Raw genomic sequence first — 14561 nt, 5'->3', positions numbered from 1 at the left:
ATCAACACACTCCGAAAAGCATGCCGACAGGGCAATTAAACTAATTCGTCGACTATGACACACTGTTGAGTTCTCAAGGATCAAACGCATAACCGTGCCAACTCTTCCGAGCCAGCTGCGGCGCCTGATGAAACCTATCCGAAGACCAAACCGAAACCAAATCCGGTTCTTCTCTCCGTTCTCGCAGGCCAATTCCCGGGGATTGAACGTTTCGCGCTAGCGAACTGTTCGTTCTCCGTGTGACTGCGAGAGGTGGTTGTCCCTGACTGGTCCTGGGCCCTTCTGGGCTTCGTCCCGGTCACCTTCGGGGCAACGAGGTGAAACATTAGGTCACGACCGAGCGACCATGCAACTTGGGGTGGAGTGACGGCGAGCACAGTGGTTGTTTGCGCAGGTCAGAGCCACTTTGAGGCCCCCGGACGCAGCGATGCCCCTCGCCCTTACGGGCAAGGGGCATCGCTAGGGCTTCAGGCGATTTCGACGCCGGCCAACTTCTTCTTGCCTCGGCGCAACACGAGCCATCCGCCTGCGACCACGTCGGTCGCGGTGGGGACGTACTCGGGGTCCTCGACGCGGGCGTTGTTCAGGTACGCCCCGCCTTCAGTGATCGTGCGGCGCGCGTCACCCTTGCTCTTGGCCAGGCCGGCGTCGACCAGCAGGTCGACCACCGACGGCAGCGCGTCAAGAGCGACCTTGATGGAACCGGCCTCCCTCAACGCTGCCCCCAGCGTGCTGGGCGGCAGGTTGGTCAGCTCTCCCCCACCGAAGAGCGCTTCGGCAGCCCGCTTGGCTGCTTCGGTCTCCTTCACCCCGTGGACCAGGCCAGTGACATGGTCGGCAAGCGCCTTCTGTCCCGCCCGCAGGAACGGCTTGTCGGCCGTCTGGGCAGCGAGGTCCTCGATCTCGTCACGGCTGAGGAACGTGAAGATCTTCAGGAGCTCCACCACCTTCTCGTCCTCGACGTTGAGCCAGAACTGGTGGAAGGCGTAGGGCGACATCATCTCCGGGTCGAGCCAGAGCGCGCCGCCCTCTGTCTTGCCGTACTTCGTGCCATCGGTCTTGGTGATCAGCGGTGTCGCGAAGGCGTGTGCCTTGCCCTGCGCCGCCCGCCGGATCAGCTCGACGCCGCCGGTGAGGTTACCCCACTGGTCGGAGCCGCCGAACTGCAGCGTGACCTGGTGGTCGCGGTAGAGGTTCAGGAAGTCCATCGACTGGAGCAGCACGTAGCTGAACTCGGTGTAGCTGATGCCGTCCTCGAGACGTGACTTCACCACGTCACGGGCCAGCATCCGGTTGACCGGGAAGTGCTTCCCGACGTCGCGCAGGAAGTCGATCGTGGAGAGGGATGCTGTCCAGTCGTAGTTGTTGACCATGGTGGCCGCGTTGTCGCCGGCGAAGTTCAGGAAAGGTTCGATCTGGCTGCGGACCCGCTCCACCCAGTCCTTGACCGTGTCGAGGGAGTTGAGGGTCCTCTCGCCGGAGTCACGGGGGTCGCCGATCATCCCGGTCGCGCCTCCGACCAGCGCGAAGGGGGTGTGGCCCGCCTCCTGCAGGCGCTTGGCCGTGAGGATCTGGACGAGGTTGCCCATGTGCAGACTGGGGGCGGTCGGGTCAAACCCCACATAGAACCGGACGCTTCCCTCGTCGAACGCCTGACGCAGGGCGTCAAGGTCGGTCGAGTGGGCGATCAGGCCGCGCCACTCGAGGTCGTCCAGGATGTTGGGGCTTGACACTTGTGTTCCTTCCGGAGGGTCCGGTGCTGGGTCAGGGGGTGGGTGCACCGGCCGTCCCAGCCTGCCAGATCCGCGCGGTGCCCCGCGCAATGGCCGCGCGCCGCAGGACGGAACGACCCAGACGTACGCCCCTCTTCATGCAGGTGAGCGTGTGCGTCAACCGGCTGTTCACACGCCGTGACGACGCTGAGGTCATGCGAGTTGCGATCGTCACCGAGTCCTTCTTCCCGCAGGTCAACGGCGTCACCAACACGGTGCGTCACACGGTGGACCGGCTGCTGGAGACGGGGCACGAGCCCTTGGTCATCGCTCCCGGCCCCGGTCCCTCGGTCTACCGCTCCGCCCGAGTCGTCCGGGTCAGGTCCGTGGCTCTTCCCAGGTACGCCGGCTTCCCCATCGGGCTGCCCGATCCGATCGTGGAGCAGACACTGGCCGACTTCCGACCCGACGTGGTCCACCTGGCCTCCCCCATCGCGCTCGGGGCCGTCGGACTCCGGGCCGCCCGGAATCTGGGGATCCCGACGCTCGCCGTCTACCAGACCGACATCGGTGGCTTCGCGCGCCAGTACGGACTGCGCGCAGAACCTGCCGTGGCCAAGTGGGTCGGACGCATTCACCGCCGGGCCGACCGAACCCTGGTGCCGTCCACCGCGTCACTGCACCAACTTCGGGCCATGGGGGTCACCGACCTGCACCGGTGGGGGCGCGGTGTGTCGCTGGACCTCTTCGACCCGGCTCGTCGCAGTGAGGAACTGCGTACACACTGGACCCGGGGCGAGCCCGACCAGGTGGTGATCGGCTACGTCGGTCGTCTCGCCGCCGAGAAGCAGGTCAGGCGCCTGGCAGAGATCGCCGACCTGCCCGGCACCCGTCTGGTCGTGATCGGAGGCGGCCCCGAGCGTGAATGGCTCGGCCGGCACCTCCCCCGGGCCCGCTTCACCGGGATGCTGCGTGGCCACGACCTCGCCACCGCCTTCGCCAGCCTCGACCTCTTCGTGCACACCGGCGAGGCGGAGACCTTCTGCCAGACGGTGCAGGAGGCCCAGGCCAGCGGCGTACCCGTGGTGGCCCCTGCCGCCGGCGGGCCCCTCGACCTCGTCGAGGACGGACGTACGGGGCTGCTCTTCCCTCCCGGGACAGGCTCCGGCCTGCGGGAACGCGTCCAGTCGCTCGTGGCGGACCCCACGCTGCGCCGGACGCTGAGCGCTGCGGGGCTGGCGTCGGTCCGTGATCGGAGCTGGTCCGTGGTCGTCGACCAACTCATCGAGCAGCACTACCCGGCGGTCATGGCGCGCGCCGCTCGCGGCGCGGCCTGAAGCATGCCTTCGTCGTCCCCGTACGCCGAGGCCGCACTGCGCCGGGCCGTGGCCGCCCTGGTGAGCGGGGGCGCGCTCCTCGCCGTGGCCCGGGTGACCCTCGCCCATCAGGCCTCGATCGCCCGCCGGGTGATCGGCAGGCCCATCGGCGACGAGGCGCCCGACGCCGACGGGCTCTACAAGAAGAACTCCGGACGCACCATCGACCTGTTGCTGCTGGGCGACTCGATCGCAGCCGGGCTCGGAGCCGAGGACGCAGGACACACCCTGGGGGGCCAGCTCGCCCGCCGCCTCGCTCGAGCAACCGGCCGCACCGTACGACTGCGCACCGTCGCCGTGGTCGGCGCGGAGACCTCGATGCTCAGCGCCCAGACAGCGAGCCTGCCGCCCGGCTATCGCCCGGACGTCAGCGTGGTGGTGGTGGGCGGCAACGACGTCACCCACCGGGTGAGGCTCAGCGACTCGCGCGCCGAGCTGACGCTCGCCATCGAGGCCCTGCAGGCCTTGGGGAGCACCGTGGTGGTGGGCACGTGCCCGGACCTCGGTGCCTTGCGCGCGCTCCCGCAGCCGCTGCGTACGGTGGCTGGTCTGCTCTCCCGGCAGCTGGCCTCCGCGCAGCGCGAGGTCGCACTCAGCCTGGGGGCCAGGGCGGTGACCTTGGCAGACGTCGTGGGCCCGTTCTTCCTGACCCGCCCCGACGAGATGTTCGCGGTCGACCGCTTCCATCCCTCGGGTGCGGGGTACCGACGTACGGCGAAGGCCATCCTGCCGAGTGTGCTGGCGGGTCTCGGTCACGCCCAGGAGGTGCCCTTCGGGCACCACGCTCCCTTCGCCCGGCTCGTGACGGACCCGGGTGACGCGTAGGGCGGGTGGGGCTTGAACCCACGACCGAGCGATTATGAGTCGCTTGCTCTGACCAACTGAGCTACCGCCCCCGGTGATGCGGCAGAGCGTATCGACTGCTCCGGCGTATCCCGGACACAGGCCGTCGGGATGGTCGAGGATTGCCTCATGAGTTCTTCCGCGAAGGTCCGGCGACTGCCCTGGTGGGTGGCGGCGCTGGTCGCCGTGCAGGTGGGCGTCCCGGCCTACCTGCTCCTGGTCGGCGAGCAACCCCGTCGCCTGGGGTTCCAGATGTACTCCGGGGTGGGGAGCGCGAACATCGACGCCGTCGACGGCGAGGGCGAGTCCATCGAGTTGCCCGAGGAGATCACCCAGCACATGCGCGTGGACGTGCCCTGGCTGGAGCACCTGCCCGAACAGATCTGTGAGGTCGAGCCGAGGTCAGTGAGCGTCACGGTGGTCCATGGCTCCGCCGAGAGGACCGTGACGTGCTGAAGGGTCCGATGGATCTCTTCAGAGCACTGGCCATCGCCAGGATCGGGCTCGGTCTGGCGACCCTGTTCAACACCCTCGAGATGTACAAGACGCTCTCGCGAGTCGTCGACACCACGATCGCGATTCCCTTCATCGAGTCCCTGCCCGCCCCCACCGAAGCCGGCGTCTGGCTGGTGACCGGGCTGGGGGCCGTCGCAGGGCTGGCCCTGACCGTGGGGTGGTACGCCCGGCCTGCTGCGGTCCTGGCCACCGTCGTGAGTGCGTGGATCTTCCTGTGGGACCAACAGACCTACAGCAGCCACCGCACCCTGGCACTGCTCCTCATCGCCATGCTGTGCTTCACGGCCTGTGACCGCGTGTGGGCCCTGCGGCCGCGGACGGAGGGGCGGACGGCGACCTGGGCTCCGTTGCTGATGCTGACGCAGCTGTCCGTCTGCTACCTGTTCGCGGGACTGAGCAAGGTCAACTCTGTCTTCCTGACCGGGCGGCAGTTCGACCACTGGCTGTGGCTGGACCTGCCGGCCGAACTGGACATGGCGCTGGCATGAGGGACGATCCTGGCCGAAGTCTTCATGGCCGGCGCGCTGTGGTTCCGTCGCACCAGGGTGTTGGCCGCCGTGCTGGGCATCCTCCTGCACAGCTCCATCGTGGTGACGATGGCGAACGACAACATCGTCCTCCTGGCCTTCGCACTGACCTGCGTGAGCCTCTACCCACTCTTCTTCGTACGCCGGGTGGGCGCCGCCGTCCTCGGATCCTCGGGCCAGGAGTGCTTGGGGTACCGCCCGCGCAGCTCCGCACGCACCCCTGGATAGCCGTTGGTCCAGAACGACTCCAGGTCTGCAGTGACCGCAGCCGGGCGCCGGGCAGGCGAGAGCAGGTGCAGGAGAAGGGGGACTCGGCCCCCCGCCAGGCGGGGCGCCGCCGTCCACCCGAAGACCTCCTGGAGGCGCACGGCCAGCACCGGCTGCTCAGCGCTGTAGTCCACCCGGATGCTCGACCCGCTGGGGACCTCGACCCGCTCCGGAGCCAGTAGGTCGAGCTCGCTGGCCTGGGGCCACGGCAGCAACGCCCGCAGTGCCTGCACCACGTCGATGCGACCCAGGTCCCTCGCCGAGCGAACCCGGGCCAACTGCGGCCCCAGCCACGAGTGGAGGTTCTGCGTCAGTGCTGCGTCACTCACCTCCGGCCACGGAGCCCCGAGGGCCCGGTGCAGGAAGTCGAGGCGGGCACGCAGCGCCGCGGCGCTGTCCGACCAGGTGAGGAGGCCGAGGCCTTCGCTGTCGAGGGCCTGGCGGATCGCGCTTGTCACGGCCGCGGTCGACGGCTCGCTGAGTCGTACGGAGCCGAGCTCGATGGCGCCCAGCAGCGTACGGCGTCGGGCCCGAACCTGTCCGTCGACCCACGACACCTCGTCCACCTCGTCCCAGAGCGAACTGGCAGCCTCCAGCGCCAGCTCCTCGGTCAGTGGCGCGGCCGAGCGGATCCTCGCTTCCCGGTCGCCGGCACGACGCTCGGCGTCCCCGACTGCCAGCCACTCCAGTCCGGCCAACGGGCCCGGGTCACGCGGGTCGAGCGCGGCGCCGGTCCCCGAGGCCATCAAGTAGCCCGAGGAGCCCGCCCGTCTGCGGGCTATCCGGTCCGGATGAGCCAGGGCCACCACCAGACCGACGGCCACGTCGTCGGTCATCCTCGCAGCGCCCTGATCTGGGCCGCTACGACTCCCGGCGGCCGGGTGGCGCTCGACCACCTCCCGCAGGCGGCTGGTCTGGCTCCTCCACGGTCCCGCACCTCGCCCCGCCCGCAGCCCACGCAGGGCGGCGACCAGGTCGCCCCCGGGAGCTCGTACGTCCTCGCTGAGCATGGCGACCACCTCCGCCGCCCGCGTGGCCCCGACCAGCTCGGCCCCGTCGAGGAGGGCCCGCGCCAGCCTCGGGTCCGTCGGCACCCCCGCGATGAGTCGCCCCCTCGGGGTCACCTGCCCGTCCTCTGCCACGGCCCCCAGGTCGACGAGCACCGACCTCGCCGTCGCCAGGGCATGCGACGGGGGCTGGTCCAGGAGTGCCAGGTCCTGGATGTCAGGACCTCCCCAGCACGCCACCTCGAGCGCGAACGCCGTGAGGTCGGCGGTGGCGATCTCGGGCTCGGGATGCGCGGCGAGGTGGGCATGGTCCGACTCCGACCAGCAACGCAGCACCGCCCCGGGTCCCAGCCGCCCAGCACGCCCGGCCCGTTGCTCGGCGGCAGCCCGACTCACCGCCACCGTGACCAGACCGGCCAGCCCTCGGCGGTGGTCGGTGCGGGGCTCCCGGGAGAAGCCCGCGTCCACGACGACACGTACGCCCGGCACGGTCAGGGAGGACTCGGCCACCGCGGTGGACACGATCACGCGTCGCCCCGGTCCCTCGGTGAGCGCACGGTCCTGCTCGGCTGTCGAGAGCCGACCGTGCAGGGCATGGACGGCGACGTCGGCCCCTGCCAACCGACGTACGGTGGCTTCGACCTCCGCCACTCCGGGCACGAAGACCAGGACGTCCCCCTCGTGCTCGGCGAGAGCCCGACGTACGGTCGCGGCGACGTGGTCGTGGAACGCCGGGGTGATCCCCCGGTCGTCGGTGCGACGCCGACCTGCGGGCAGGGGACACCACACCTGCTCGACCGGGTGCAGCGCCCCGGGGACACCTATGACGGGCGCTCCCCCGTCTCCCTCACCGCCGAGCAACAGCGCTGTGCGTCCGGCCTCGATCGTGGCCGACATCGCCACCAACGCCAGGTCCTCCCGGAGGTGGGTGCGGACGTCGACGAGCAGGGCCAGAGCCAGGTCGGCATCGAGGTGACGCTCGTGCACCTCGTCGAGGACCACGGCCCCCACTCCTGCCAGGGCCGGGTCGTGCTGGATGCGACGCAGCAGCAGGCCGGTCGTCACGACCTCGATCCGAGTGCGGCGCCCCGTGCGGCGCTCTCCGCGCACGGCGTATCCCACGGTCTCACCCACCGGCTCCCCGATCAGGCCGGCCAACCGGCGTGCGGCGGCCCGGACAGCGATCCGGCTGGGCTGGGTGACCACGACCCTGCCGGCCACGACCGAGGCAACGGCCGGCGGAACCAGGGTGGTCTTGCCGGTGCCGGGAGGTGCGTGCACGACAGCGACACCATGCGTGCGGAGCGCCTGTTCGAGCCTTCCCAGGCCCGCCACGACCGGGAGGTCGGGGGGCGCGGCGAGCAGGCGATGCAACGGGTCGGACACTCCAGCAGTGTGCCCGACGCCCGTGGGTCAGCGTGCGGTGCGGGCGTGAAATGCGAGAAGGCCCCCGACCTGTCTTCACAGGTCAGAGGCCTTGTTCGCTCCCCCGGTTGGACTCGAACCAACAACCCTCCGATTAACAGTCGAATGCTCTGCCAGTTGAGCTACAGGGGATCGGGCTGCGCTCTCACGCAGCGGTCCGAACATTAGCAACACCAACGCCAGGACTCCAAAGCGACCCCCTCGGGTGGGGACCGCCGACCCGACGCATCAACCGAGGCCGACGTCGGCCTTCGCCAGGGTCAGAGCCTGCTCGGCAGCCGCCTGCACCTCAGGGTCCTCGGGGTCGACTCCCTCGTCGTACTCGTAGAGCCACAGGATCCGGCTCTCACCGTGGGGCGCTCGACGCGCAATGACCCGCAGAGTGCCGTTCGGGACGGCCACGTGACGCTGGATCACGATGCTCGCCGTGACCCGGTCGTGGACCAACTCGAGGAACACCCGGGCGTCATCGAGCACGAAGACGTGGACGGGCCGCTGCTCGCCCCACCGGCCGACCTCGGTGACCCGGAAGGTGGAGGTCTCCCCGTCCCAGTCGGCGGTCTCCACCTGCTCCCAGTCGATCCTCCGGGCGCTGTCCTCGCTCACGGAGCCCAGATGGAGAGCGTCACGGGTCGCGACCAGCACACGTCCGTCATCGGCCACTGCCCGGGAAAGCACCTTCTCACCCCGCTGCAACTGCACCCCGTCCGGTAGGGGGTCGCGCTGGAAGATCCTCATGCGCCCACCGCCTTCTGACCCAGCTCACGCCGATGCTGCTCCAAGGTCATCACCTCGCGACTGAGTCGGTTGTACTCGTCCACCTCGTCGGTGGGACTGGTGCGTTGGAGGCGGGACAACACGTCGGCGATCTCTCGTTGGACGCTCAACTCCCGGAGCCGGTAGATGTGGGCGTTCACGTACGACTCCCCGGGCTCCCCGTTCGACCTGACGGGCTCCACCCCGAGCTCGCTGATCGCGGAGGAGACGATGGGGTTGCTGACGCCGTCCCGCACGCGGGCGGACCACCCCGGGTCGGCGACACCTGCGGAGACCCCGCCGGTGGCGACGACTGCCTCCCAGACGGCCCGGTAGGCAGGATGGGTGAAGTCGTGGGCGGACACCTGCTCGACGAGCCGCCCGATCAGCGGTGCGTGCTGGAGCACCAACTTCAAGGTCTCGCGCTCGACGGAGAATCGCGGGTCGCGCAGCGGCGGCAGCTGCGGTCGCGACGGCGGAGGTGCCTCGGACTGCTGACCACCGCCCTGGCGCTCGCTGCGCCGATCCGGACCCCCTCGGGAGCCGCGCTGGTCGCTGGACTGACGAGCCACGGCCCGCCGCACCTGGGCGCTGGCCTCGTCCACGTCGATGCCGACCATCGCTGCCAGCTCGCGGGCGAAGGCGTCCACCTTGGACTTGTCCCGCACGCTCGCCACCAACTGGGCGGCCTCACGCATCGCATCGACGCGCCCGTCGGCCCGGTCCAGGTCAAAACGCTTGACCACGTTGCCGAGCACGAAACGATAGAGGGGTTCGCGTCCGGCGATCAGTTCACGCACCGCCTCGTCCCCCTGCTTCAGGCGCATGTCGCAGGGGTCCATGCCACTGGGCGCCACGGCGACATAGGTCTGGGAGACGAAGTTCTGGTCGCCGGCGAAGGCGCGCAGGGCGGCCTTCTGCCCGGCGGCGTCACCGTCGAAGGTGAAGATCACCTCACCGCGTGACTCGTCGTGGTCGCCCAGGAAGCGGCGCAAGACCCTGGAGTGGTCCTCGCCGAAGGCAGTTCCGCAGGTGGCCACCGCAGTCTGCACGCCGGCCAGGTGACAGGCCATCACGTCGGTGTATCCCTCCACGATGACGGCCTGGGAGGAGCGCGCGATCTCGCGACGCGCGAGGTCCAAGCCGTACAGCACCTGCGACTTCTTGTAGATGGGAGTCTCCGAGGTGTTGAGGTACTTGGCCTCGATCCGGTCGTCCTCGAAGATCCGGCGGGCCCCGAAGCCGATGGTGTCACCGTTGGGCTCGCGGATGGGCCAGAGCAGTCGGCCGCGGAAGCGGTCGTACTCCGAACGCCCCTTGGCGACCAGCCCCGAGACCGTCATCTCCTCGGACGAGAACCCCTTCTGCTTCAGCAGACGCGTGAGGGCCTCCCCGTCACGCGGAGCGAAGCCGACACCGAAGAGCTCGGCCGCCGCCTGGTCGAAGCCGCGCTCGGCGAGGAACTGGCGCCCAGCCATCGCGTCTGGCTTGCCGAGATGGTCGGCGTAGAACTCCTGCGCGATCCGGTGCGCCTCGATGAGCCGACCGCGAGCCGGTCCGCGCGGGCGCTGAGGCTGGTCGTCCCCCTCATCGCGACGCAGCTGGACGCCGTACCTGTCGGCCAGGTGCTCGACGGCCTCGGCGAAGGCGAGCCCGTCGATCTTCATCAGGAAGGAGATGACGTCACCACCCTCCTGGCAACCGAAGCAGTGGAAGAACCCGCGCGAGGGTGTGACGTGGAAGGACGGAGACTTCTCGTCGTGGAAGGGGCACAACCCCTTCAGTGCACCGCCGCCGGCCTTGCGCAACGTCACGTAGGAGGACACCACGTCGTCGATGCGCGCCTTTTCGCGCACCTCTGCAATGTCGTCCTCACGGATGCGGCCAGCCACGCGGGTGAGTCTACGGTGACCCGGGAGAACGTGTTTGCCACACCGGGCGAGGGGGCACGGTTGAGCCATGGAGCGATTGGAGAAGACGCCGTGAGTGTGCCCAAGAAGCGATTCGCCACCGTCGCCAAGCGCACGGTGAAGGAGTTCATCGACGACGACTGCACCGATCTGGCAGCAGCCCTCACCTACTACTCCGTGCTGGCGATCTTCCCCGCCATCGTGGCCCTGATGGCTCTCCTCGGCGTCGTGGGGCAGGCGGACAAGTCGGTCACCACCATCCTGGACATCATCCAGCCCCTGGTCTCGGACCAGATGCTCGGTGACGTGGAGCCAGTGATCCGACAACTGGCGGAGTCGCAGGCCGCCGGGTTCGCCCTGGTCGCGGGTCTGCTGGGTGCCCTGTGGTCCGCCTCGGCGTACGTCAATGCCTTCTCGCGGGCGATGAACCGGATCTACGAGGTCGAGGAGGGGCGCCCGATCTGGAAGCTCCGTCCCCAGATGGTGCTTGTGACGCTGGTCTCCATCGTGCTCCTGGCCCTCGCTGCCATCATGCTCGTCGTCTCGGGAGGTCTGGCCCGCTCGATCGGCGACGTGCTGGGGCTCGGTGACACCGCGGTCCTGGTGTGGAACATCGCCAAGTGGCCGGCCCTGGTGCTGGTGGCCATGTTCCTGCTGGCCCTGCTCTACTGGGCCACCCCCAACGTCAAGCACCCCAAGTTCCGTTGGCTCACCCCAGGTGCCCTGCTGGCTCTGCTCGTCTGGGTGCTGGCCTCGGTGGGCCTGACCTTCTACGTCTCCAACTTCTCCAACTACGACAAGACGTACGGCTCGTTGGCCGGTGTCATCGTCGGCCTCCTCTTCCTCTGGGTCAGCAACCTGGCTCTGCTGGTGGGGGCCGAGGTCGACGCCGAGATCGAGCGTGGACGCGAGCTGGAGAAGGGACTCGCGGCCGAGAGCCAGTTGCAGCTTCCGCTCCGTGACACCCGTCAGATCGACAAGGCGCAGAAGAAGGAGCAGAAGCAGGTCGGCGAAGCTCGCGAGTGGCGCCTCGAGGAGTCCGAGGACCAGCTGGTGCCCGGTCGCTCCCCCGCCGAGACGCACCCCGAGGCAGAGGGACGCGGCAGCCGCTCCGACGAGAGTTAGGCCTTGACCAGGGCGGAGTGTCGCGACACGGCACTGGCGTCGGTGAGAGAGGCGACCTGGTCGATCACCACCCGACGCCGGCCCGCGTCGTCGGCCGCTGCGTGCCAGTCCTCGGTGAAGGCGGCATCCAACCCGTCCGGTCCACGACGGCTCAGCTCCTCCACCAACTCCGCCAGCAGCTCGCGTTGACGCACCATCAGGTCCACCCGGTCGTCGGTGGCCATCACGTAGTGCGCGGCGATCCCCTTGAGCACCGCGATTTCGAGACGGGTCTGCTCCGGCACCACCACCGCCCCTGAATAGCGCACGAACGGGCCTTCGCCGGTGGCGAACGTGGCCTCCTGGACGCTTCCGCAGAACCTGCCGATGAGGTCGCTCGTGAGGTTCTTCAGGGCTGCCAGACCGCGCCGGCCCCCGTCGTACCGCGTCCCGAGCCAGCTCTCCTGCGCCTGCAGAGCGCGGAGGACCTCATCGAGCCGGTCGTCGTCTGCCCCGGGCAGGTACCAGTCTCGTACGGTCTGCCAGACGCCTGCCCGATCGATGCGGGTCAGGTCGATCTTGCCGGCGACGACGCCGTCCTCGACGTCGTGCACGGAGTAGGCCACGTCGTCAGCGAGGTCCATCACCTGCGCCTCGAGGCACTGGGCCCGACCGACCCCCGGGACCCGCATCCAGTCGAAGACCGGTCGGTCGTCGTCGTAGACACCGAACTTCATCGTGGTGCGCGGCGTTCCGTCCCCGTGGGTGCCGGAGGGGGGAACACTGCCGACGCGCGCCCACGGATATTTCGTGCAGGCATCCAGGGTCGCCCGGGTGAGATTGAGGCCGACACTGTCACCGGCCGCGTCGAACGTCTTCGACTCCAACCGGGTCAACAGCCGCAGCGTCTGGGCGTTGCCCTCGAAGCCGCCGCACTCCTGGCTCAACTCGTCGAGCACACGCTCCCCGTTGTGACCGAACGGGGGGTGACCCAGGTCGTGCGCCAACGCGGCGGTCTCGGTGATGTCCGGGTGGCAACCGAGCGCGCGCGCCAGGTCACGGGCCACCTGGGCAACCTCGAGACTGTGGGTAAGTCGGTTGCGCACGAAGTCGTCTGTCTGCGGCCCCATGACCTGGGTCTTGGCGGCGAGCCGCCGGGTCGAGGCCGCATGGACGACCCGGGCGCGGTCACGTTCGAAGGCCATCCGCACAGGGGCGTCGACACGCTTGGGGGGTTCCGGGACGATGCGCTCGCGCGCGTGGTCGTCGTACAAGTGCTCCATTGCCGCCGACGCTACCGGCCACCGCCGACGAGAATGGTCAGCAGCACGCCGAGCCCCGCCGCCGCCACGCAGGCCAGCAGCATCGCAGCGGCGAGCAGACCCGCACGCGTCGCGCGCCCGGCAACGCGCTCGCCAGCCCCCTGCACCACCTGCAGCATGGCGGTGCTGAACGTCGTGTAGCCACCGAGGAGACCGGTCCCCAGGACGGCGACCCAGGGGTCTGCCGGCACCAGGCCCACGACCAGACCCAGCGCGAACGAGCCGGAGACGTTGACGACGAAGGTGCCCCATCGGCCGCTGGCCGTGGATCGCTCCACCATCCGGTCGACCGTGTACCGGGCCGCGGCTCCGAGACCGCCCGCGACCGAGATCGCCAGGGCGAGCACCAAGGTCTCCGTCACGACGCCCGCGCTCTTCCCCGCGCCGCGAGCGAACCCAGGGCGAGGCCTGCTCCGCAGGCCGCCAACCCGACGGCCACCGATCCGACAGCAAGGAGCATCGCGGCGAGCGCACGGTCATCGCGGACGAGGTCGACGGCTCCGAGGGCGAGTGCGCTGTAGGTGGTGAAACCGCCCAGGGCTCCGGTGCCCCACAGCAACCTCTGGTGGCGGGCCCGGACGCTGGAGGTCGGGCCGGCCGCCCGACCGAGCCAGCCCACCAACGCTCCGAGCAGGAGGGCGCCCACGGTGTTGACGAGGACGACGTCCCACGGGACGAGCCCATCGCGCGGGAACGCCAAGGAGACGCCGTAGCGGATCAGGGATCCGACGGCTCCGCCGGCGAAGACCAAGGATGCCGCCCGCCAAGGGGGTTCGACAGCGGGGCTGTTCAAGTGCTCACCGGTTGGTCAGCGGACGGTGACGTGCACGTGGTCGTAGTGGTTGGCAGTGGTCGAACCACGGTCCGACATGCCACGCCATCCGTCGCCGGCCCGATCCGTCGACCAGATCTTCTGGGAGTAGATCAGGTAGTCGACGCCGAGCTTGCCGGCGTTGGCCCGCAGGAAGTTCGCGATCTCCCAGCCCAGCGCGCCGCTGACCATGACGTCGATGGCCCGGCCCTGGCCGTGCTCCCCGTCATTGCGCCACGTGCCGTAGGAACGGATGCTCGGGAACGCCGCGCACACCGCACGGTGCACGGCGATCACGTTGGGGCTGAGGTTCGAGGGCACCGAGGTGCCGTTGCTGCAGGTGCCGCCCACCTCCGGCTCTGCTGCTGGCTTCTTGGCTGCGAGGTAGCCGGGGGTGACCCACCGGGACTTGCCGTCGACGGCGACCTCGACCCGGCCATCGGCCTCCCGGCCGGTGACCAGGACGCGCGCACCCGCCTCGAGCACGCCCACCTTCTCGCCACCCTTGGAACTCGTCCAGAGGTTGAGGTCAGCGGTGACCCAGCGCTTGGTGTCAGCGGAGCGAACCGCGGAGCGCGTCACCTTCAACTCGCGAGCCGCCAGCGCAGCGGCCTCGGCCTTCTTGTCGCTCGCGGCGTCCTTCTTGTCGCTCTTCGCGCTCTTCTTCGCATCCTTGGTGGTCCGGCCGTTGCTGCGGGAGACCGCAGAGAGTTTCCGGTCTGCGACCTTGGCCTCGACCTGCGCGGAACGGTCCTGGTTGGCGAGGAGGCCTTGGTCCTGGGCGGGCTCCTGGGAGAGGACACCGAGAGTCACCGCAGAGACGGTGGCGAGGACTGCGAGCGGCGCCGCCACGAGGGCGACGCGATGTAGAACGCGGGCATTGGTCTCCCGCTTGTGGCGATGCTGAGCCACAGCGTTGATCCTTTGCTGTTTGCTGACAGATGGTCGAACTTCGAACCGGGATCTTCAGCCCCCGGCACGATCA

Annotated in this window: 13 protein-coding genes and 2 tRNA genes; 5 read left to right on the top strand and 10 right to left on the bottom strand. The window is 69.3% G+C overall.

Going from position 1 to position 14561, the window contains the following annotated elements:
• Window positions 1–467: 467 nt before the first annotated feature.
• The gene (gene tyrS, locus DNK52_RS15920) at window positions 468–1733 is read right to left on the bottom strand and encodes a tyrosine--tRNA ligase (protein ID WP_110242021.1); all 1266 of its coding nucleotides are present in this window, start codon (window positions 1731–1733) and stop codon (window positions 468–470) included.
• Between the two features lie 194 nt (window positions 1734–1927).
• Between tyrS and DNK52_RS15915 the strand changes: the two genes are divergently transcribed.
• Both DNK52_RS15915 and DNK52_RS15910 read left to right on the top strand, forming a co-directional pair.
• Complete coding sequence (locus DNK52_RS15915) at window positions 1928–3049, top strand: glycosyltransferase family 4 protein (protein WP_110242035.1); 1122 nt, start codon at window positions 1928–1930, stop codon at window positions 3047–3049.
• A 3-nt stretch (window positions 3050–3052) separates the two neighbouring features.
• Window positions 3053–3913 (top strand): SGNH/GDSL hydrolase family protein, encoded by an 861-nt coding sequence (locus DNK52_RS15910; RefSeq protein WP_110242020.1) that lies wholly within the window; start codon window positions 3053–3055, stop codon window positions 3911–3913.
• On the opposite strand, the gene DNK52_RS15905 is transcribed toward DNK52_RS15910, so the two are convergent.
• Window positions 3911–3984 (bottom strand) — tRNA-Ile (locus tag DNK52_RS15905). The genes DNK52_RS15910 and DNK52_RS15905 overlap by 3 nt on opposite strands.
• Window positions 3985–4060: 76 nt before the next feature.
• On the opposite strand from DNK52_RS15905, the gene DNK52_RS15900 reads away from it, so the two are divergent.
• Both DNK52_RS15900 and DNK52_RS15895 read left to right on the top strand, forming a co-directional pair.
• Window positions 4061–4387: a hypothetical protein gene (locus tag DNK52_RS15900; protein ID WP_110242019.1), complete on the top strand. Its 327-nt coding sequence runs from the start codon at window positions 4061–4063 to the stop codon at window positions 4385–4387.
• On the top strand, window positions 4381–4935 hold the full coding sequence (locus DNK52_RS15895) for an HTTM domain-containing protein (RefSeq protein ID WP_110242018.1): 555 nt from the start codon (window positions 4381–4383) through the stop codon (window positions 4933–4935). Before DNK52_RS15900 ends, DNK52_RS15895 begins: the two co-directional genes overlap by 7 nt.
• Before the next feature lie 161 nt (window positions 4936–5096).
• Here the strand turns inward: DNK52_RS15895 and hrpB are convergent, their stop codons facing one another.
• The 4 genes from hrpB to dnaG all read right to left on the bottom strand — a co-directional run bounded on the left by hrpB (window position 5097) and on the right by dnaG (window position 10321).
• Complete coding sequence (hrpB, locus tag DNK52_RS15890; protein WP_204163585.1) at window positions 5097–7634, bottom strand: ATP-dependent helicase HrpB; 2538 nt, start codon at window positions 7632–7634, stop codon at window positions 5097–5099.
• 98 nt (window positions 7635–7732) lie between these two features.
• Window positions 7733–7805: transfer RNA gene (locus DNK52_RS15885), tRNA-Asn, on the bottom strand.
• Between the two features lie 96 nt (window positions 7806–7901).
• A complete protein-coding gene (locus DNK52_RS15880) occupies window positions 7902–8411 on the bottom strand; it encodes a hypothetical protein (RefSeq protein ID WP_162598815.1) in 510 nt (169 codons plus the stop codon).
• Entirely contained in the window at window positions 8408–10321 is a 1914-nt protein-coding gene (gene dnaG / locus DNK52_RS15875) for a DNA primase (RefSeq protein ID WP_204163584.1), read from the bottom strand. Before dnaG ends, DNK52_RS15880 begins: the two co-directional genes overlap by 4 nt.
• Before the next feature lie 90 nt (window positions 10322–10411).
• Between dnaG and DNK52_RS15870 the strand changes: the two genes are divergently transcribed.
• Window positions 10412–11464: a YihY/virulence factor BrkB family protein gene (locus DNK52_RS15870; protein ID WP_162598814.1), complete on the top strand. Its 1053-nt coding sequence runs from the start codon at window positions 10412–10414 to the stop codon at window positions 11462–11464.
• On the opposite strand, the gene DNK52_RS15865 is transcribed toward DNK52_RS15870, so the two are convergent.
• The 4 genes from DNK52_RS15865 to DNK52_RS15850 are packed head-to-tail and all read right to left on the bottom strand — an operon-like array spanning window position 11461 to window position 14488.
• Window positions 11461–12726 carry a deoxyguanosinetriphosphate triphosphohydrolase gene (locus DNK52_RS15865; protein WP_110242014.1) on the bottom strand — a complete coding sequence of 422 codons (1266 nt, stop codon included), beginning with the start codon at window positions 12724–12726 and terminating at the stop codon, window positions 11461–11463. The genes DNK52_RS15870 and DNK52_RS15865 overlap by 4 nt on opposite strands.
• A gap of 11 nt (window positions 12727–12737) precedes the next feature.
• A complete protein-coding gene (locus tag DNK52_RS15860) occupies window positions 12738–13127 on the bottom strand; it encodes a fluoride efflux transporter FluC (protein WP_110242013.1) in 390 nt (129 codons plus the stop codon).
• Window positions 13124–13558, bottom strand: a complete 435-nt coding sequence (locus DNK52_RS15855) for a fluoride efflux transporter FluC (protein ID WP_110242012.1) — start codon at window positions 13556–13558, stop codon at window positions 13124–13126. Before DNK52_RS15855 ends, DNK52_RS15860 begins: the two co-directional genes overlap by 4 nt.
• A gap of 15 nt (window positions 13559–13573) precedes the next feature.
• Window positions 13574–14488, bottom strand: coding sequence for a VldE C-terminal domain-containing protein (locus DNK52_RS15850; protein ID WP_162598813.1), 915 nt, complete (start codon window positions 14486–14488; stop codon window positions 13574–13576).
• Between the last annotated feature and the right edge of the window lie 73 nt (window positions 14489–14561).

It is taken from the genome of Nocardioides gilvus (assembly GCF_003194605.1).
Taxonomy (GTDB): Bacteria; Actinomycetota; Actinomycetes; order Propionibacteriales; family Nocardioidaceae; genus Nocardioides; species Nocardioides gilvus.
The sequence above is the reverse complement of the archived record's forward strand: the minus strand, read 5'-3'. Positions and strand labels throughout refer to the sequence as shown.

Bases quoted from the DNA above. Each gene is read 5' to 3' on its own strand.
- DNK52_RS15915 (WP_110242035.1), top strand. From the start codon at position 1,928: ATGCGAGTTGCGATCGTCACCGAGTCCTTCTTCCCGCAGGTCAACGGC.
- DNK52_RS15910 (WP_110242020.1), top strand. From the start codon at position 3,053: ATGCCTTCGTCGTCCCCGTACGCCGAGGCCGCACTGCGCCGGGCCGTG.
- DNK52_RS15900 (WP_110242019.1), top strand. From the start codon at position 4,061: ATGAGTTCTTCCGCGAAGGTCCGGCGACTGCCCTGGTGGGTGGCGGCG.
- DNK52_RS15880 (WP_162598815.1), bottom strand. From the start codon at position 8,411: ATGAGGATCTTCCAGCGCGACCCCCTACCGGACGGGGTGCAGTTGCAG.
- DNK52_RS15865 (WP_110242014.1), bottom strand. From the start codon at position 12,726: ATGGAGCACTTGTACGACGACCACGCGCGCGAGCGCATCGTCCCGGAA.